The 15,267-nt window shown below is 66.7% G+C and carries 21 protein-coding genes and 1 tRNA gene; 17 read left to right on the forward strand and 5 right to left on the reverse strand.

Translation table 11 applies throughout. The features are described from left to right. The first annotated feature begins 2 nt into the window (after positions 1-2). From rplX to secY, 13 genes are read left to right on the forward strand one after another with little or no spacing between them, the layout of a single operon-like run. Complete coding sequence (rplX, locus tag HARCEL1_RS09410) at positions 3-365, forward strand: 50S ribosomal protein L24 (protein WP_108382785.1); 363 nt, start codon at positions 3-5, stop codon at positions 363-365. After that, on the forward strand, positions 362-1,177 hold the full coding sequence (locus tag HARCEL1_RS09415) for a 30S ribosomal protein S4e (protein ID WP_108382788.1): 816 nt from the start codon (positions 362-364) through the stop codon (positions 1,175-1,177). Before rplX ends, HARCEL1_RS09415 begins: the two co-directional genes overlap by 4 nt. Next, complete coding sequence (locus HARCEL1_RS09420) at positions 1,174-1,701, forward strand: 50S ribosomal protein L5 (protein ID WP_108382791.1); 528 nt, start codon at positions 1,174-1,176, stop codon at positions 1,699-1,701. Before HARCEL1_RS09415 ends, HARCEL1_RS09420 begins: the two co-directional genes overlap by 4 nt. Further along, on the forward strand, positions 1,694-1,870 hold the full coding sequence (locus tag HARCEL1_RS09425) for a 30S ribosomal protein S14 (RefSeq protein ID WP_108382794.1): 177 nt from the start codon (positions 1,694-1,696) through the stop codon (positions 1,868-1,870). Before HARCEL1_RS09420 ends, HARCEL1_RS09425 begins: the two co-directional genes overlap by 8 nt. Before the next feature lie 2 nt (positions 1,871-1,872). Then, the gene (locus tag HARCEL1_RS09430) at positions 1,873-2,265 is read left to right on the forward strand and encodes a 30S ribosomal protein S8 (RefSeq protein WP_108382796.1); all 393 of its coding nucleotides are present in this window, start codon (positions 1,873-1,875) and stop codon (positions 2,263-2,265) included. Positions 2,266-2,267: 2 nt separating this feature from the next. Then, on the forward strand, positions 2,268-2,834 hold the full coding sequence (locus tag HARCEL1_RS09435) for a 50S ribosomal protein L6 (RefSeq protein WP_108382798.1): 567 nt from the start codon (positions 2,268-2,270) through the stop codon (positions 2,832-2,834). Beyond that, the gene (locus tag HARCEL1_RS09440; RefSeq protein ID WP_108382801.1) at positions 2,834-3,808 is read left to right on the forward strand and encodes a 50S ribosomal protein L32e; all 975 of its coding nucleotides are present in this window, start codon (positions 2,834-2,836) and stop codon (positions 3,806-3,808) included. The genes HARCEL1_RS09435 and HARCEL1_RS09440 overlap by 1 nt, the downstream gene beginning before the upstream one ends. Next, positions 3,805-4,251 carry a 50S ribosomal protein L19e gene (locus HARCEL1_RS09445; protein WP_108382803.1) on the forward strand — a complete coding sequence of 149 codons (447 nt, stop codon included), beginning with the start codon at positions 3,805-3,807 and terminating at the stop codon, positions 4,249-4,251. Before HARCEL1_RS09440 ends, HARCEL1_RS09445 begins: the two co-directional genes overlap by 4 nt. A 1-nt stretch (position 4,252) precedes the next feature. After that, positions 4,253-4,816 carry a 50S ribosomal protein L18 gene (locus HARCEL1_RS09450; protein ID WP_108382805.1) on the forward strand — a complete coding sequence of 188 codons (564 nt, stop codon included), beginning with the start codon at positions 4,253-4,255 and terminating at the stop codon, positions 4,814-4,816. Further along, the gene (locus tag HARCEL1_RS09455; protein ID WP_108382807.1) at positions 4,813-5,448 is read left to right on the forward strand and encodes a 30S ribosomal protein S5; all 636 of its coding nucleotides are present in this window, start codon (positions 4,813-4,815) and stop codon (positions 5,446-5,448) included. The genes HARCEL1_RS09450 and HARCEL1_RS09455 overlap by 4 nt, the downstream gene beginning before the upstream one ends. Then, positions 5,448-5,903: a 50S ribosomal protein L30 gene (locus tag HARCEL1_RS09460; RefSeq protein WP_108382810.1), complete on the forward strand. Its 456-nt coding sequence runs from the start codon at positions 5,448-5,450 to the stop codon at positions 5,901-5,903. Before HARCEL1_RS09455 ends, HARCEL1_RS09460 begins: the two co-directional genes overlap by 1 nt. Next, positions 5,900-6,379 carry an uL15m family ribosomal protein gene (locus HARCEL1_RS09465; protein ID WP_108382813.1) on the forward strand — a complete coding sequence of 160 codons (480 nt, stop codon included), beginning with the start codon at positions 5,900-5,902 and terminating at the stop codon, positions 6,377-6,379. Before HARCEL1_RS09460 ends, HARCEL1_RS09465 begins: the two co-directional genes overlap by 4 nt. 2 nt (positions 6,380-6,381) lie before the next feature. Further along, entirely contained in the window at positions 6,382-7,893 is a 1,512-nt protein-coding gene (gene secY / locus HARCEL1_RS09470) for a preprotein translocase subunit SecY (RefSeq protein ID WP_108382815.1), read from the forward strand. Positions 7,894-7,918: 25 nt separating this feature from the next. Here the strand turns inward: secY and HARCEL1_RS09475 are convergent, their stop codons facing one another. Further along, positions 7,919-9,232, reverse strand: a complete 1,314-nt coding sequence (locus HARCEL1_RS09475) for an MFS transporter (RefSeq protein WP_108382818.1) — start codon at positions 9,230-9,232, stop codon at positions 7,919-7,921. A gap of 98 nt (positions 9,233-9,330) precedes the next feature. On the opposite strand from HARCEL1_RS09475, the gene HARCEL1_RS09480 reads away from it, so the two are divergent. Continuing rightward, complete coding sequence (locus tag HARCEL1_RS09480; RefSeq protein ID WP_108382821.1) at positions 9,331-9,735, forward strand: translation initiation factor IF-2 subunit beta; 405 nt, start codon at positions 9,331-9,333, stop codon at positions 9,733-9,735. Positions 9,736-9,793: 58 nt separating this feature from the next. On the opposite strand, the gene tatA is transcribed toward HARCEL1_RS09480, so the two are convergent. Next, positions 9,794-10,087: a twin-arginine translocase TatA/TatE family subunit gene (gene tatA, locus HARCEL1_RS09485; RefSeq protein WP_108384202.1), complete on the reverse strand. Its 294-nt coding sequence runs from the start codon at positions 10,085-10,087 to the stop codon at positions 9,794-9,796. Between the two features lie 191 nt (positions 10,088-10,278). Here tatA and HARCEL1_RS09490 point away from each other — a divergent pair. From HARCEL1_RS09490 to HARCEL1_RS09500, 3 genes are all read left to right on the forward strand, one after another. Continuing rightward, a tRNA-Val gene (locus HARCEL1_RS09490) sits at positions 10,279-10,353 on the forward strand. A gap of 310 nt (positions 10,354-10,663) precedes the next feature. After that, positions 10,664-11,173 carry an LUD domain-containing protein gene (locus tag HARCEL1_RS09495; protein WP_108382824.1) on the forward strand — a complete coding sequence of 170 codons (510 nt, stop codon included), beginning with the start codon at positions 10,664-10,666 and terminating at the stop codon, positions 11,171-11,173. Continuing rightward, complete coding sequence (locus tag HARCEL1_RS09500) at positions 11,170-13,365, forward strand: LUD domain-containing protein (RefSeq protein ID WP_108382827.1); 2,196 nt, start codon at positions 11,170-11,172, stop codon at positions 13,363-13,365. The genes HARCEL1_RS09495 and HARCEL1_RS09500 overlap by 4 nt, the downstream gene beginning before the upstream one ends. 15 nt (positions 13,366-13,380) lie before the next feature. Here HARCEL1_RS09500 and HARCEL1_RS09505 read toward each other — a convergent pair whose 3' ends face one another. Genes HARCEL1_RS09505 through HARCEL1_RS09515 form a run of 3 tightly spaced genes read right to left on the reverse strand, consistent with a single transcriptional unit; the run spans position 13,381 to position 15,266 of the window. Then, on the reverse strand, positions 13,381-13,929 hold the full coding sequence (locus tag HARCEL1_RS09505) for a peptidylprolyl isomerase (RefSeq protein ID WP_108382830.1): 549 nt from the start codon (positions 13,927-13,929) through the stop codon (positions 13,381-13,383). A gap of 48 nt (positions 13,930-13,977) precedes the next feature. Next, positions 13,978-14,601, reverse strand: coding sequence for a rhomboid family intramembrane serine protease (locus HARCEL1_RS09510; protein WP_108382833.1), 624 nt, complete (start codon positions 14,599-14,601; stop codon positions 13,978-13,980). Next, on the reverse strand, positions 14,598-15,266 hold the full coding sequence (locus HARCEL1_RS09515; protein ID WP_108382835.1) for an HAD family hydrolase: 669 nt from the start codon (positions 15,264-15,266) through the stop codon (positions 14,598-14,600). The genes HARCEL1_RS09510 and HARCEL1_RS09515 overlap by 4 nt, the downstream gene beginning before the upstream one ends. Position 15,267: the final 1 nt, after the last annotated feature.

Here is a 15,267-nt window from a genome sequence, read left to right on the forward strand (position 1 = left end):
CAATGACTGAACAACCACACAAACAACGCAAGCGACAGGCGAACGCGTCGCTGCACGAGCGACACGCCCAGGTCCGATCGACACTGACCGGTGACCTCCGCGAGGAGTACGGCCAGCGATCGGTCCGGGTCAACGAGGGCGACACCGTCGAGGTCATGCGTGGCGACTACGCGGGCGAGACCGGCGAGGTCGTCAACGTCGACCTGAAAGACGCCTCGCTGTTCGTCGAGGACGTCACGCTCGAAACCGCCGACGGCGAGGAAGTCCCCCGACCGCTCGACGCGAGCAACGTCCGGGTGACCGCTCTCGACCTCGACGACGAGCGACGGGTCGAACGCCTGGAATCGGAGGCGGATACCGCATGAGCAACCATCAGAAGCGACTGTCAGTACCGAACTCCTGGCCAGTCGAGCGCAAGACCGAGACGTTCACGGTCGCGCCCGAGGGCCCGCACGGCGAGGCAGGGGTCCCCCTGCTCATCGTCCTGCGGGACGTTTTGGGCTACGTCGACAGCCGGAAGGAAGCACGGTACGCCCTCGAACAGGACCAGGTCCTGATCAACGGCGACCCCGAGCACGACGAGACGCGCCCGGTGGGGATGTTCGACATCCTCGCCTTCAGAGAGCGCGACGAGTACTACCGGGTGTTCCCCGGCCAGGGCGGACGCCTCGCCCTGACCGCGATCGACCCCGACGACGCCGAATCGAAGCTCGGCAAGATCACCTCGAAGACCGAGGTTTCGGGCGGGAAGATCCAGCTCGGCCTCCACGACGGCGAGACGCTCGTCGTCGAGGACCAGGGCTACGCGCCCCGGGACTCGATCGTCGTCGCGAACGACAGCGAGGAGATCCTCGCGCACTTCGAGTACGAAGAGGGCGAACTCGTCACTGCCGTCGACGGCCAGCACGCCGGCGAAGTCGGCCGGATCGAGGAGATCCAGGTCACGCCCGGCAGCGGGACGAACAACGTCCTCGTCGAGCAGGCCGACGGTCCGGGCTTCGAGACCATCGAAGAGTACGTCGTCGTCATCGACGAGAACTTCACCGAGAGTGACGACGAGGCCGACGCCGACGCAGAGGCTGAGGACGCCGACGACGCCGAGGAGGCCGACGCGGACGCTGAGGCCGACGAGGCCGATGCGGAGGCTGAGGCCGACGACGGAGGTGCGGACGAATGAGCTCGACCGACACCGGGTTCCACGAGATGCGCGAACCCAGCATCGAGAAGGTCGTCGTCCACATGGGCATCGGCCACGGTGGCCGAGACCTGGCGAACGCCGAGGAGATCCTCGAAGCCGTCGCCGGCCAGGAGCCCGTGCGGACGTCCGCGAAAGCGACCGTCGGTGAGTTCGACATTCGCCAGGGCGACCCGATCGGCGCGAAGGTCACGCTGCGCGGCGAGGACGCCGAGGAGTTCCTCGAAACGACCTTCGAGTTCACCGAGCTGTCAGCGAGTCAGTTCGACGAGACCGGCAACGTCAGCTTCGGCGTGGAGGAACACACGGAGTTCCCCAGCCAGGAGTACGACCCCGAGACGGGGATCTACGGGCTCGACGTGACCGTCAACCTCGTCCGACCGGGCTATCGCGTCGCGAAACGCGAGCAGGCCAGTCGGGCGATTCCGGACGGCCACCAGTTGACGCCGGCGGACGCGATTCAGTTCGTCGAGCAGCGGTTCGACACGGAGGTTACAGATGAGTGAGAGTGAGAGTGACGCGACGGGCGAGCAAGCCGCCAAGCGCACCGGTTCGCGTGAGGCCTGCCAGCGGTGTGGCCGCGAGCAGGGCCTGGTCGGGAAGTACGACATCTGGCTCTGCCGGCAATGCTTCCGCGAGATCGCTCGTGACATGGGCTTCGAGAAGTACAGCTAACGATGACATCTAACGATCCACTCAGCGACGCGCTGTCGGCGATCGACAACGCCGAGAGCGTCGGTAAGCTGGACCAGCGAGTGACGCCCGCCTCGGACGAGATCGGGTCAGTCCTCGAAGTACTCTACGACCGCGGCTACGTCGCGGGCTTCGAGTACGTCGAGGACGGCACGAGTAGCGCCTTCGAGGTCGAACTGAACGGTGCGGTCAACGAGTGTGGCTCGGTCACGCCCCGCTATTCGGCGGGGGCCGACGAGTTCGAGCGCTGGGAGAAGCGCTTCCTCCCGGCACGTGACTACGGCACACTCGTCGTGACCACCAGCCACGGGATCATGAGCCACTACGAGGCCCGAGAGGCGGGCATCGGTGGCCAGGTGATCGCGTACGTCTACTGACAATGCCACGAATCGAATGCGAACTGCCGGACGCAGTCGACGCGACGGTCGATCACCTCGACGTGACCGTCGAGGGCCCCGAGGGGACGGTCTCGCGACGGCTCTGGTACCCCGACGTCTCGGTCTCGATCGAGGACGTTCCGACGGAGTCCGACGAGGACACCGTCGACGCGGTCGTCATCGAGTCCGAGGAGTCTGACGCCGAGACCCGCGCGACCCTGGGGACCTTCGAGAGCCACGTCGAGAACATGATCCACGGAGTGCAAGAGTCCTGGACCTACGAGATGGAGGTCTACTACTCGCACTTCCCGATGCAGGTCTCCGTCGAGGGAGACGACGTCGTCATCGAGAACTTCCTCGGTGAGGCCGCCCCGCGTCGCACCGCGATCCACGGCGACACGACGGTCGAGGTCGAGGAGGATCGAATCACCCTGTCCGGGCCCAACATCGAAGACGTGGGCCAGACCGCAGCGGACATCGAGCAGTTGACCCGCGTCACCGACAAGGACGCGCGGGTCTTCCAGGACGGGGTCTACATCACCGAGAAGCCATCCCGAGGTGAGGTCTGATGAGTACACCCGAAACGATCGACGACATCAGCGGCGTCGGTGAAGCCAAAGCCGAGGCGCTCCGCGAGGCGGGCTACGACTCCGTCGAGGCGGTCGCCGCGGCCGAACAGGAAGAACTGGCCGACATCGAGGGAGTCGGGAACGCTCTCGCAGCCCGGATCAAGGCCGATCTGGGCGACCTCGAGGTCGACAGCGATGCCGACCCATCGGACGACAGCGATGCCGACGAGGATGCCACGGCAGACGCCACGGACACCGAGTCCGACGCAGACGCCGAGGAGTCCGAACCGGACGACCAGCCCCAGACGCTCACCGACATCAGCGGCGTCAGCGACGAGCGCGCCGCCGCACTGGACGAGGCGGGCTACGAGTCCGTCGCGGACGTCGCGAGCGCCGACCAGGAGGATCTGGCCGAGGTCGAGGGCATCGGCAACGCCCTCGCGGCGCGGATCAAAGCCGACCTGGGCGATCTGGACGTCGAGGACCGCGAGGTCCCCGAACCGGAGTCCGAAACCGAGACCGAGGAGGTCGAGACCGAACTCCGAGCGCGCGGGCTGACCGAGAAGACGCCCGACCTGGACGGCGAGACCGAGCGCCTGCTGGCCCAGCGCCAGCGGGTCTCGAAACCGCAGTTCAACCGCCAGGACTACCACAAAAAACTGCGCGTCCCGACCTCCTGGCGGAGTCCCAAAGGCGACCTCTCGAAACAGCGCCGCGGGATCAAGGGCAAAGGCGACACCGTCGAAGCGGGCTTTCGATCACCGAAAGCGACGCGTGGCCTGCACCCCAGCGGCTTCGAGGAAGTCCGGGTCCACAACACCGACGACCTCGAGGGCGTCGACCCCGACACCGAGGCGGTCCGTATCGGTTCGACGGTCGGCGACCGGAAACGCGAACGCATCGAAGAGCAGGCCGAGGACGCCGAGATTCGCGTCCTGAACCCGACCTACGTCGAAGTGGAGGTATCAGAATGACTGACCTGAGCGCACAGAAGCGCCTCGCCGCGGACGTCCTCGACGTGGGCAAGAACCGACTCTGGTTCGACCCCGACGCCCAAGACGAGATCGCCGACGCGATCACCCGGGCGGACATCCGCGAGCTGATCGACGACGGGACGATCCAGGCCGACGAGCCGGAAGGCAACTCCCGTGGTCGGGTGCGCAAACGCAACGCCAAACGCGCCGAGGGCCACCGGAAAGGCCACGGTACGCGGAGCGGAACCGCCGGCGGGCGCGAGGATCCGAGTGCGGTGTGGACCTCGACGATCCGCGCGCAGCGCAACCGGCTGCAGGAACTTCGCGACGACGGCGACCTCGATCGGTCGACGTATCGCACGCTGTACGACCGGGCGAGCGGCGGCGAATTCGACAGTGTCGCTGACCTCGAACGGTATATCGACGACAACTACGGTGACTAATATGGCAACAGGACCACGCTACACGGTGCCGATGCGGCGCCGCCGCGAGGGCCGGACGGACTACCATCAGCGGTTGCGCCTGCTGAAATCCGGCAAGCCGCGGCTCGTCGCGCGGACGAGCAACGCGGCAGTCAGGGCGCAGCTGGCGACCCCGACCCCCGACGGCGACGAGACACTCGCAGCGGCCGTCTCGACCGACCTCGCGGAGTACGGCTGGGAGGCGCCGACGGGCAACCTGCCCGCGGCGTACCTCACGGGCGTCCTCCTGGGGCGGCGCGCCCAGGCGATCGGGATCGAAGAGGCCGTGCTCGACATCGGCCTCAACACCCCGACGCCGGGCAGCAAGGTGTTCGCAGTACAGGAAGGTGCAATCGACGCTGGGCTCGACGTTCCCCACAACGACGACGTCCTCGCAGACTGGTCACGCACGCGCGGCGAGCACATCGCCGCGTACGCCGACCAGCGTGAGGAGGACCTCTACAGTGGAGACTTCGACGCCACGGAGCTGCCCGCACACTTCGATTCGATGCGGGAGCAACTGCTCGAGGAGGACATCGAACTATGAGCGCAGACGGATGGGAACCACAGACGCGCCTCGGTAAGCAGGTTGCCGAGGGCGAGATCGACTCGATGCGCGAGGCCCTGAACGCCGGGCTCCCGCTGAAAGAACCGGAGATCGTCGACCAGCTCGTCCCCGGGCTGGAAGACGAAGTCCTGGACATCAACATGGTCCAGCGCATGACCGACTCCGGCCGCCGGGTGAAGTTCCGGTGTGTCATCGTCGTGGGCGACCGCGACGGGCTGGTGGGGTACGCCGAGGGGCGTGACGACCAGGTCGGCGGCGCGATCCAGAAGGCCATCGAGATCGGGAAGCTGAACCTGATCGACGTCTCCCGCGGCTGTGGGTCGTGGGAGTGTGGCTGTGGCCGACCGCACACGGTCGCGCTGCGCACGAAAGGAAAGGCCGGGTCGGTCGAGGTCGAACTCCAGCCCGCGCCGCGTGGGCTCGGACTCGCGGGCGGAGAGACCGTCCGACACGTCCTCGAACTCGCCGGCATCGAAGACGCCTGGACGCGATCCAGTGGGAACACCCGGACGACGGTCAACTTCGCGAAAGCGACGTTCGACGCGCTCCGGAAGACCGCCGAGGCGCGCGTCCCCGAGCGAACGTTCGAGAAACGCGAGGTGATCGAGTGATGGAAGCGCTCGTCCAGCTTCGCGGCGAGGTCGACATGACCGGCAAGACCCAGGACACCCTGGAGATGCTCAACCTCGGGCGCGTCAACCACGCGACGGTCGTCCCCGAGACCGACGCCTACAACGGTATGATCGCAGTCGTCAACGACTACGTCGCCCACGGCGAGCCCTCCGCGGACGTGCTCGGGACAGTCATCGAGCGCCGCGGAGCGGCCACCGAGGCCGACAGCGTCGAGGCGGCCCTCGACGCGGCCGGCTACGACGACGCGACCGCGGCTGCCGAGGCCCTCCTCGACGAGGAGACGACGCTTCGCGACCTCGGTCTCGAACCGACGCTGCGCCTGCACCCGCCGCGCGGCGGGCACGACGGCATCAAACAGCCGAAACAGACCGGCGGCCAACTCGGACCGGCCGACACCGACCGAATGGACGACCTGCTGGAGGCGATGCGATGACGTCCAAGAAACGACGCCAGCGCGGGAGTCGAACCCACGGCGGCGGATCCCAGAAGAACCGGCGCGGTGCGGGGCATCGCGGTGGCCGCGGCGACGCCGGACGGACCAAACACGAACAACTGATCCACGACCCCATCGGCAAGTCGGGCTTTACCCGCCCCGAGAAGGTCACCGACGACGTCGCGGAGGTCTCACTCCAGAAGCTGGACGAGGACGCCGCGCTGCTCGCGGCCGACGGCCTTGCCGAAGAGGTTGAGGGCGGCTACCGGATCGACGCCCGGGAGATTGCCGACGATGACGAGGCAGACTTCGTGAAGGTACTCGCCACCGGGCAACTCCGACGCGAACTCGAAGTCGTGGCCGACGCGTTCAGTGACGGGGCCGAGGAGGCCATCGAGGCCGCCGGCGGCACCGCCGAGTTGACCGACCTGGGCCAGGATCGCCAGACAGAAGACGACGGCGAGAGCGACGACTAGCGATGAGCTGGAAGGACACCGCCGAACCGGTCCTCACGCGGATGCCCACAGTGCGGCGTCCACAGCGACACGTCCCGTTCAAACGGAAGCTGATGTGGACGGCCGGGATTTTGGTGCTGTATTTCTTCCTGACGAACGTCCACCTGTTCGGCATGCCGGTCGATCCAGAGGCGGGCGACGCGTTCGGCCGGTTCCGGTCGATCCTGGCCGGTGGGGCCGGGACGATCATGCACCTCGGGATCGGGCCGATCGTCACCGCGAGCATCGTGTTGCAGTTGCTCGGCGGGGCGGACTTACTCGGCCTCGACACCGAGAACAACCCCCGCGATCAGGTGCTCTACCAGGGCCTTCAGAAGTTCCTGGTACTGGTGATGATCTGCCTGACGGGCCTGCCGATGGTGTTCGCGAGCGACTACCTGCCCGCGAGTAGAGCGGTGCAGGAACTGCTCCCCATTGGAAAAATGGGACTGAAGTGGCTCATCTTCGCCCAGATCGCACTCGGCGGTGTCCTGATCCTGTACATGGACGAGATCGTGAGCAAGTGGGGCGTCGGCAGCGGTGTCGGCCTGTTCATCATCGCTGGCGTCAGCCAGCAGCTGTTCGGTGGACTGACCATCCGGCAGTTCGGCGACGCCGGATCGTTCGCAGACCTCTCACTGGGGCTCATCCCGCGATGGGCCGGCTTCGTCTCGAACTGGCTCAATCTCGGTGTCGGAGAAGTCGAGTTCCCGACGACAGTGAGTGGGTGGCTGTTGACCGACGCCGGACTGGAGATCATCCCGATCATCACGACGATCCTGATCTTCGTGATCGTCGTCTACGCCGAATCGGTCCGCGTGGAGATCCCGCTGAGTCACGCCCGCGTGAAGGGGGCCCGTGGACGGTTCCCCGTGAAGCTGATCTACGCGAGCGTCCTGCCGATGATCCTCGTCCGGGCGCTCCAGGCCAACATTCAGTTCCTCGGCCAGATCCTCCACCAGCAGTGGGCCGGCATGCCTGGCTGGGTCGGCCAGTACGCCGACGAGGGGGCCCAGGTCACCGGTGGCGTGTTCTACTATCTCGCGCCGGTCCAGAGCCGTCAGGAGTGGATGTGGTGGCTCGGTGGTCAGGCCTCGAACATGGAGCCCTGGCAGATCTTCCTCCGGGTCGGCATCGACCTCGGAATCATGGTGTTCGCCGGTGGGCTGTTCGCGATCTTCTGGGTCGAGACGACCGGGATGGGCCCGGAATCGACCGCCCAGCAGATCCAGAACTCCGGGATGCAGATCCCCGGGTTCCGCCAGAACCCGTCGGTCCTCGAAAAGGTGCTCGAACGGTATATCCCGCAGGTGACGGTCATCGGCGGGATGCTCGTCGGGTTCCTCGCCGTGATGGCGAACCTGCTCGGCACGATCGGTGGCGTCTCGGGGACGGGACTGCTGCTGACCGTGAGCATCACCTACAAGATCTACGAGGAGATCGCCGAAGAGCAACTCATGGAGATGCACCCCATGATGCGCCAGATGTTCGGCTAACAGCGCCGGCCATCACCCCGGCCGACTACTCGACGATCGACGGCTCTTTTCCGGCGGCGACATAGTACAGCGCCCCGCACAGCGCGATCGCCCCGCCGACCGCGAGTGCGACCGGTGGCGCGACCCACGTCCAGAGCGCGCCACCGAGCGCCGCACTCGGGATGACGACGACGTTGCGCACCAGATAATAGGTTCCCGTGACGCGCCCGCCGGCGTCCGTGGCGGCCGGCCCGACGATCGCCGCCTTGTGGGCGGGCAAGCCCGCGAACCGCAGGCCCGACGCCCCGAAGACGACGATCATCGCCCACGGCTTCGCGGGCGCAACGATCAGTGCGAGTGGGATCAGCCCGTAGACGGCGAACCCACTCGCGACGACGGGCTTGTACCCGATCCGATCAGCGATCGCCGCCGCGGGTATCATGACGGCGATCGCGACGCCCATCTCCAGGCCGAACAGCAGGCCCACGAACGTCGCGGGCGCGAGATCGATCGCCCAGGTCCACTGGCCGACCGCGATCGTCTCCAGGCCGACCGCGAGCCACCGGGTGACGACGAGGACGAGAAACACGTAGACGACGCCGTTGCCGAACCGGACGAGCGTATCACCCACGAGCAGCGGGCGCAGGGACGGCGGCATCGCCCGGAGGTCCGCGACGATGCGATCGATCCCCGCGAACGCCCGCCCGATCGAATCCTGGCTCGCGTCGTACAGGCGGTGCTGGACGAGGGTCCCGAGCGCGCCGGCCCCGACCGCGAGCGCGAGCACGTATCGAAACCCCGCCTGGAAGTCCGCGCCCTGCGCGACGAGCACGGCCGCAAGCACCGGGCCGAGCAGAAAGGCCAGCCGACGGACGCTCTCGGTGCTCGCGAAGCCGGCGGCGAGTCGCCCCGGCGCGGTGGCCTGGCGGACGACCGCGAACGTCGCGCCCAGACCGAACGACTTCCAGGCCTGTGCGAGCAGGAGGCCGACGAACACCCAGATCCAGGGCTCGACGACGAATGGGCCCACCTGGATCGGCCCGAGCCAGGAGGCCCCCAGCCAGACTGCGAAGCCCAACGTTGCGACCGCGCCGAACAGCGTCAGCGCCCGCCGCGAACCGATCCGATCCGAAATCGCACCCCCGGGGTACGGATAGAGCGCGCCGATGGCGTTGCCCACCGTCCCGAACAGGCCGACGACCAGCCCCGACGCGCCCAGCACCTGGAGGTACTCCGGGAGGTATCGTGTCGTCATCTGAAAGCCCAGACTGAACGCGAACATCGCCACCGAGAGGACGAGGACGCCACGATCGAACGCGAACACAGTATCGAGTCGGTCCCGGACGGGCGAGCGGCCCATACGCCGTCTGGTCGCGCCGGTGCCAACAGTGTTCGGGACGCCGGGACCGCGTCACCCACGTTGAAAGCCTTAAACGGACCCTTCCACAACCTCGTAGTATGGATTACGACGAGATGCTCGACCGCGGCATGGACGAAACACCCGAAATCGGCGACCGGAGCGGCCGGTTCGAGGTCCCCGACCCGACCCTCCGCCAGGAGGGCAACGTCACCGTCTTCGAGAACTACCAGTCGGTGATCGACGACATCGACCGCGACGAAGAGCACGCGATGAAGTCACTCCAGAACGAACTCGGGACCAGCGGGCACATCGACGAGAGCGGGCGCGCTCGCCTCACCGGCGAGTTCAGTCAGCGCCGAATGGCCGACGCCCTCGACGCCTACGTCGAAGAGTTCGTGATCTGTCCGGAATGTAACCTTCCAGACACGCATCTCGAACGCGAACAGGGCGCGCTGCTCTTGCAGTGTGAAGCCTGTGGGGCCCGATCCTCGACGAACTCGTAGAGTCCCCCCACCGCCGGTCGTCGTGGACGCGTCGTGGAATCGGGCCCAGAAACGCGAGTTACTCGAAGTCGGATTCGAACTCGTCGTCCGAGGAACTCGACTCGGTCGATTCGACCGTCTCGGACTCGCCACGACCGGACTCCGAAGACGACGAGACCGCGCCGTCTTTGATCTCTTCGAGTTCCTGTTCGACTTCCTCGCGGCCTTTCTTGAACTCGCCCATCGCCTCGCCGGTCGAGCGAGCGAGCTTCGGAATCTTGTTCGCGCCGAAGAGCAGGACGGCGATCAGGAGGATGACGAGCAGTTCGGGCCCCCCAGCCATGCCACCCATACCCGGGATCAGGACGATCATGTCTACCATCTGTACCCCAATGTAGCCTGGTTCCGAATATAGGCTTTTTGTTCGGCCGTGTTGGACTGGCGCACGGACCGATCGACGGCTCCTCGTTTTCGAGCGCCCACGACCGGGAACCGACCGCACGAGGGCGATCGATCGAAACCTTCAATGGGGGCCACCCGATACGACTGAATGCACACCAGCGAGGGTTCGTGGTCTAGGCTGGTTATGACACCTCCTTGACATGGAGGAGGCCGGCGGTTCAAATCCGCCCGAACCCATCAGCATTTTCGCGGATCGAGGCTCCACCGAGCGAAGCGGAAACGCGCAATGGTGAGGGCGGATTCGAAACAGGGAACGACTGGGAGCGACGCGAGCGGTGAAACCGCGAGCGAAGCGAACGGGAGTGACCGAGGTTCAAATCCGCCCGAACCCACGAGACGACCTTTTTACGTCGACGGATCGCTTCCAGCGACCCGATCTGCTCACGGCCGCGAAGTCGCCGGTCGGGATCGAACAGCGGGCACACCCTGAGGCAAGGGACAGGGGCGTTCCGGGCACCCATATGGAACAGGCGAGGTAAGACATACAATGACCCAGGAACGAACGGACCCGTACGACCGATTTGCATCCCAGGCCGAAAGCTACGGGGTCGAACTGACCGAGGTGTCGCCCGAAGCGGTCGCCGGGGCGATCGCGGACGCGATCGATCCGCCGGCGATCGGAACGGCGCTCCCGTGGGACGACGTTGCACTACCAGCAGGCGTCGCGACAGAACCGACCCCGACGGACATCGAGGCGGCAGTCACGGGCGTGACGGCCGCGTCGCTGGCCATTGCCGACTACCGGAGTGTCGTCCTCCGGATGGACGAAGCCGGTAGCGAGCCGGTCAGCCTGTTCAACGACCGCCACGTCGCCGTGCTCCGCAAGGACGACCTCGTCCCCGACATGGAGGCGGCGTTCGAGTGGTTCGGTGAGCACCTCCGCGAGACACGCGACTCCGCGATCATCGCGACCGGTCCCTCGGCCACCGCCGACATGGGGGCGCTCGTCCAGGGTGCCCACGGCCCGAAAACCGTCGAGGTGATCGTGATCTCATGAGTTCGAACCGTGACGCGAAGGCAGCCCACATCCGCCACCTCATGGCGACGGAGGGCGAGGCCGTCGGGACCAACACCCGAGAGTTCAACGACGGGCGGTACGCGTCCGTCGCGAAACTCGACGACTACGAGGCACTCAAAGACGAGGCCCGCGCGATCAAAGCGGACGCCATCGAGCGGTTGCCCGCCCTCATCGACGAGCTCACCGAAACCATCGAAGACAACGGGGGCACCGTCTACGTCGCGGACGATGCTGCCGACGCGAACGCGTACATCGCGAAAGTCTGTGCCGACCGCGACGCCGACCGCCTCGTCAAGAGCAAATCGATGACCAGCGAGGAAATCGAGGTCAACGACCACCTCGAACGAGAGGGCGTCGACGTCGTCGAGACGGACCTGGGCGAGTGGGTCCTTCAGGTCGCCAACGAAGCGCCAAGCCATATCGTGGCTCCGGCGATCCACAAGTCACGGGCGGCGATCGCTGATTTGTTCACCGCGACCTTCGACCCCGACGAGGACCTGGAAACCGCCGAAGAGCTGACGATGTTCGCCCGTGAGCGTCTCGGCGAGTTGATCCAGGGCGCCGACGTGGGTATGACGGGCGCGAACTTCATTACCGCCGACTCGGGAACGATGGCGCTCGTGACGAGCGAAGGCAACGCCCGCAAGACAGTGGCCGTCCCGGAGACACAGATCGCCGTCGCGGGCGTCGAGAAGATCGTTCCGAGCGTCGAGGACCTCCAGCCGTTCGTCGAACTCATCGGCCGGTCCGGGACGGGCCAGGACATTACGAGCTACATCTCGCTGTTGACGCCCCCGCTGGACTCGCCCACCGTCGATTTCGACGACCCCGACACGCCGATCGGCGGCAGCGACGACCGGGAGTTCCACCTCGTGTTGATCGACAACGGCCGGCTGGCGATGCGCGACGACGAAGACCTCCGGGAGACGCTGTACTGCATCCGCTGTTCGGCCTGTTCGAACACGTGTGCGAACTTCCAGTCCGTCGGCGGCCACGCCTTCGGCGGCGAGACCTACTCCGGCGGGATCGCGACGGGCTGGGAGGCCGGCGTCCACGGCATGGACGCCGCGGCGGAGTTCAACGACCTCTGTACGGGCTGTTCGCGGTGTGTCGAGGCCTGTCCGGTCGGGATCGACATCCCGTGGATCAACACGGTCGTCCGCGACCGGATCAACTCCGGGACGGACCCGAACGCGGAGTTTCTCGTCGACGGCCTGACCCCCGACACGGAGTCATCGGGGCCAGGACTGCAAAAACGGCTGTTCGGCAACTTCGAGACCCTCGCGACGCTGGGATCGACGTTCGCGCCGCTGTCGAACTGGATGGCCAACGCCGGGCCGGTCTCCCGACTCCTCGAAACGGTCGCCGGCGTCGCCCACGAGCGCGACTTCCCCGCGTTCCAGCGGACGACGTTCCGCGACTGGGTCGCAGACCGCGATCGGGCCCCGCCGAGCGATCCCGACCGGACGGTCGTGCTCTACCCCGATCTGTACACGAACTACATGCTGGTCGAGCGCGGGAAGGCGGCCGTCAGGACGCTCGAAGCCCTGGGTGTCGAAGTGATCGTCCCGCCGGTCCCCGGATCGGGGCGCGCGCCACTCTCCCAGGGGATGATCGACACCGCGCGGACCAAAGCCGAGCGCGTGACCGAGACGCTCGGGCCGTACGTCGAGGACGGACACGACGTGCTCGTCATCGAGCCGAGCGACCTCGCGATGTTCCGCGAGGACTACGATCGGCTGGTGGGCGACGCCGCCGCTCCGCTCGCAGAGCACAGCTACGAGATCGTCGAGTACGTGTACGGACTGTTCGCCAACGGGGCGGACCCCGAGGCGCTGACCGTGGCCGACGAGTCGGTCGCCTACCACTCGCACTGCCAGCAGCGGACGATGGGACTCGAAGCGCCCACCGTCGCGGTCCTCGAAACGTGTGGCTACGACGTGACGACCAGCGACGTGGAGTGCTGTGGGATGGCCGGGTCGTTCGGGTACAAAGAACAGTACTACGACCTCTCGACGGACGTTGGATCGAACCTCGAAACACAGCTGCGTGACGCCGACTGTGACCACGTGATCGCGAGTGGCACCTCCTGTACCGATCAGATCGGGGATCTGCTCGGTGAAGAGCCAGCGCACGTGATCGAGCTCATCGCGCCCGAGAAGCCAGACTGACGGCGGAACGGATGGCTACTCCTCGATCGTCACGGATTCCAGGACGATATCGGCGTTCGGGTTGTCCTGGGGGTCGGTATCGACCGCACCGATCTGTTCGACGACGTCCATGCCGTCGACGACCTCACCGAAGACGGCGTGCTTGTCGTCGAGATGCGGCGTGGCGGCGAGTGTGATGAAAAACTGCGAGCCGTTGGTGTCGGGGCCACGATTGGCCATCGACAGCGTGCCCGCCGAATCGTGGCGCAGCTCGTCGTGGAACTCGTCGTCGAAGGTGTAGCCCGGGCCGCCGCGGCCGGTCCCCGTCGGATCACCAGTCTGGATCATGAAGTCGTCGATGACGCGGTGGACCTCGACGTCCTCGTACAGCGGATCGACGCGCTTCTCGCCCGATTCGGGGTCCTCCCAGGCACCCTCACCTGGGCCGACGTCGGCGTCCTCGTAGTCGGACTCGGTGGCGTGATCGACGAAGGCCTCGACGGTCCGGGGTGCGCGCTCGGCGAACAGTTCGACCTCGACGTCGCCCTCGCTGAAGTGCAGCGTGGCAGTGGGATTGTCGCTCACGTGCGCCGCGAGGAACGCTCGCCAGAAAACCGTGCCGGTCGATCCTGCTCAGCGCCCGACGTCGACGGGGATCGACCGCTCGGTCGTCTCGGGTGTCGAGAGAACGTAGATCGCCTCGGTCGCGCCCCCGAACAGGAACGCGAAAAAGTGCGCGAAGTGGGCGATCGGACTCGCGCCGGCGGCGACGGCGATCGCGAAGAGGCCACCGAGCAGCGGGACGATCGTGGCGACGATCGCCGTCTGGCGCGTCTCGACCGACTGGCGCTGCAGAGCGATCCCCACCGCGCGAACCAGCGCCGCCGCCATCACGCCAAAGGCCGCGGCGCTCGACCCGATCGCCGGGCCGACGACCGTCCCGACCCAGACGACATTCGAGAGGCCATGCGAGACGCCCACCACGAGCGCGACGTGGCGATTGCTCGTCAGCCAGGTCAACAGGACGCCGAACGGCACGAACAGAACCATGTTCCCCGAGAAGTGCGCCCAGCCGTCGTGGACGACCATGCTCAGCATGTACCACAGCGGATTCAGGAAGGTGACCAGCGAGACGTCGACCGCGGTGTCGGTCACACCACCCCACAGAAAGAGGGCACTCGTCGCGACGACCAGCCCGACCGTGATCGGAACGTACCCCAGCGCGCGCCACAGCCGGGAGGCCCAGCGGGCGGTCATGTCCACGGCGGATCGACCAGCGCAGCCATCGAATCGAGCACGTAGTCGGGTCGGCCCCCGTGATCGGAGCCATCCGACAGCCAGACGGCGTCCAGCCCCGCGGCCTGTGCGCCGGGGACGTCCGAGACCAGCGAGTTGCCGACGTGGACGGCGCGCTCGGCAGGCACGCCGAGCGCGTCGAGCGCGCGATCGAACGGTTCGGCGGCGGGCTTGGGCGCGGCGTCGGTGCCCGCGAACACGGTCGTCTCGAAGCGGTCGTCGATGCCCAGACTCGCGAGTTTCTGGGTCTGCATCTCGGGGCCGCCGTTGGTGACCAGGCCCAGGGCGTACTGCTGGGCCAGGCTCTCGATCGCGTCCTCCGCGCCAGGCAGAAATCGGACGTTCCCGTAGTCGCGCTCGGCGGCGAACGCGTCAGCGATCGCCCGGCCCGTCGCGGGGTCGTGGTCGTCCGCCCGGGCCAGACTGGCGAACGCCGCGCGGCGGATCTTCTCGACCGTCTCGCCCGCGTCCGTGTGTTCGACGAATGTCTCGTAGTACGCTCGCCCGTCGAAGAAGGGCTCGACGCCGACGCGATCGAACGCGATGGCGAGGATCGTATCGGCGCTCCGGCGGTACTCACAGATCGTATCGTCGAGATCCAACAATACGGCCTCGACACCACTCATA

This window comes from Halococcoides cellulosivorans, assembly GCF_003058365.1.
GTDB lineage: Archaea > Halobacteriota > Halobacteria > Halobacteriales > Haloarculaceae > Halococcoides > Halococcoides cellulosivorans.

What these genes read in the sequence shown, in the direction of transcription:
- HARCEL1_RS09465 (WP_108382813.1), top strand. Translation starts at nt 5,900, where the DNA reads ATGACGTCCAAGAAACGACGCCAGCGCGGGAGTCGAACCCACGGCGGC.
- HARCEL1_RS09425 (WP_108382794.1), top strand. Translation starts at nt 1,694, where the DNA reads ATGAGTGAGAGTGAGAGTGACGCGACGGGCGAGCAAGCCGCCAAGCGC.
- HARCEL1_RS09460 (WP_108382810.1), top strand. Translation starts at nt 5,448, where the DNA reads ATGGAAGCGCTCGTCCAGCTTCGCGGCGAGGTCGACATGACCGGCAAG.
- HARCEL1_RS09420 (WP_108382791.1), top strand. Translation starts at nt 1,174, where the DNA reads ATGAGCTCGACCGACACCGGGTTCCACGAGATGCGCGAACCCAGCATC.
- HARCEL1_RS09440 (WP_108382801.1), top strand. Translation starts at nt 2,834, where the DNA reads ATGAGTACACCCGAAACGATCGACGACATCAGCGGCGTCGGTGAAGCC.
- HARCEL1_RS09430 (WP_108382796.1), top strand. Translation starts at nt 1,873, where the DNA reads ATGACATCTAACGATCCACTCAGCGACGCGCTGTCGGCGATCGACAAC.
- HARCEL1_RS09495 (WP_108382824.1), top strand. Translation starts at nt 10,664, where the DNA reads ATGACCCAGGAACGAACGGACCCGTACGACCGATTTGCATCCCAGGCC.
- HARCEL1_RS09415 (WP_108382788.1), top strand. Translation starts at nt 362, where the DNA reads ATGAGCAACCATCAGAAGCGACTGTCAGTACCGAACTCCTGGCCAGTC.
- HARCEL1_RS09480 (WP_108382821.1), top strand. Translation starts at nt 9,331, where the DNA reads ATGGATTACGACGAGATGCTCGACCGCGGCATGGACGAAACACCCGAA.
- rplX (WP_108382785.1), top strand. Translation starts at nt 3, where the DNA reads ATGACTGAACAACCACACAAACAACGCAAGCGACAGGCGAACGCGTCG.
- HARCEL1_RS09510 (WP_108382833.1), bottom strand. Translation starts at nt 14,601, where the DNA reads ATGACCGCCCGCTGGGCCTCCCGGCTGTGGCGCGCGCTGGGGTACGTT.
- HARCEL1_RS09435 (WP_108382798.1), top strand. Translation starts at nt 2,268, where the DNA reads ATGCCACGAATCGAATGCGAACTGCCGGACGCAGTCGACGCGACGGTC.
- tatA (WP_108384202.1), bottom strand. Translation starts at nt 10,087, where the DNA reads ATGATCGTCCTGATCCCGGGTATGGGTGGCATGGCTGGGGGGCCCGAA.
- secY (WP_108382815.1), top strand. Translation starts at nt 6,382, where the DNA reads ATGAGCTGGAAGGACACCGCCGAACCGGTCCTCACGCGGATGCCCACA.
- HARCEL1_RS09450 (WP_108382805.1), top strand. Translation starts at nt 4,253, where the DNA reads ATGGCAACAGGACCACGCTACACGGTGCCGATGCGGCGCCGCCGCGAG.
- HARCEL1_RS09475 (WP_108382818.1), bottom strand. Translation starts at nt 9,232, where the DNA reads ATGGGCCGCTCGCCCGTCCGGGACCGACTCGATACTGTGTTCGCGTTC.
- HARCEL1_RS09515 (WP_108382835.1), bottom strand. Translation starts at nt 15,266, where the DNA reads ATGAGTGGTGTCGAGGCCGTATTGTTGGATCTCGACGATACGATCTGT.
- HARCEL1_RS09500 (WP_108382827.1), top strand. Translation starts at nt 11,170, where the DNA reads ATGAGTTCGAACCGTGACGCGAAGGCAGCCCACATCCGCCACCTCATG.
- HARCEL1_RS09445 (WP_108382803.1), top strand. Translation starts at nt 3,805, where the DNA reads ATGACTGACCTGAGCGCACAGAAGCGCCTCGCCGCGGACGTCCTCGAC.
- HARCEL1_RS09455 (WP_108382807.1), top strand. Translation starts at nt 4,813, where the DNA reads ATGAGCGCAGACGGATGGGAACCACAGACGCGCCTCGGTAAGCAGGTT.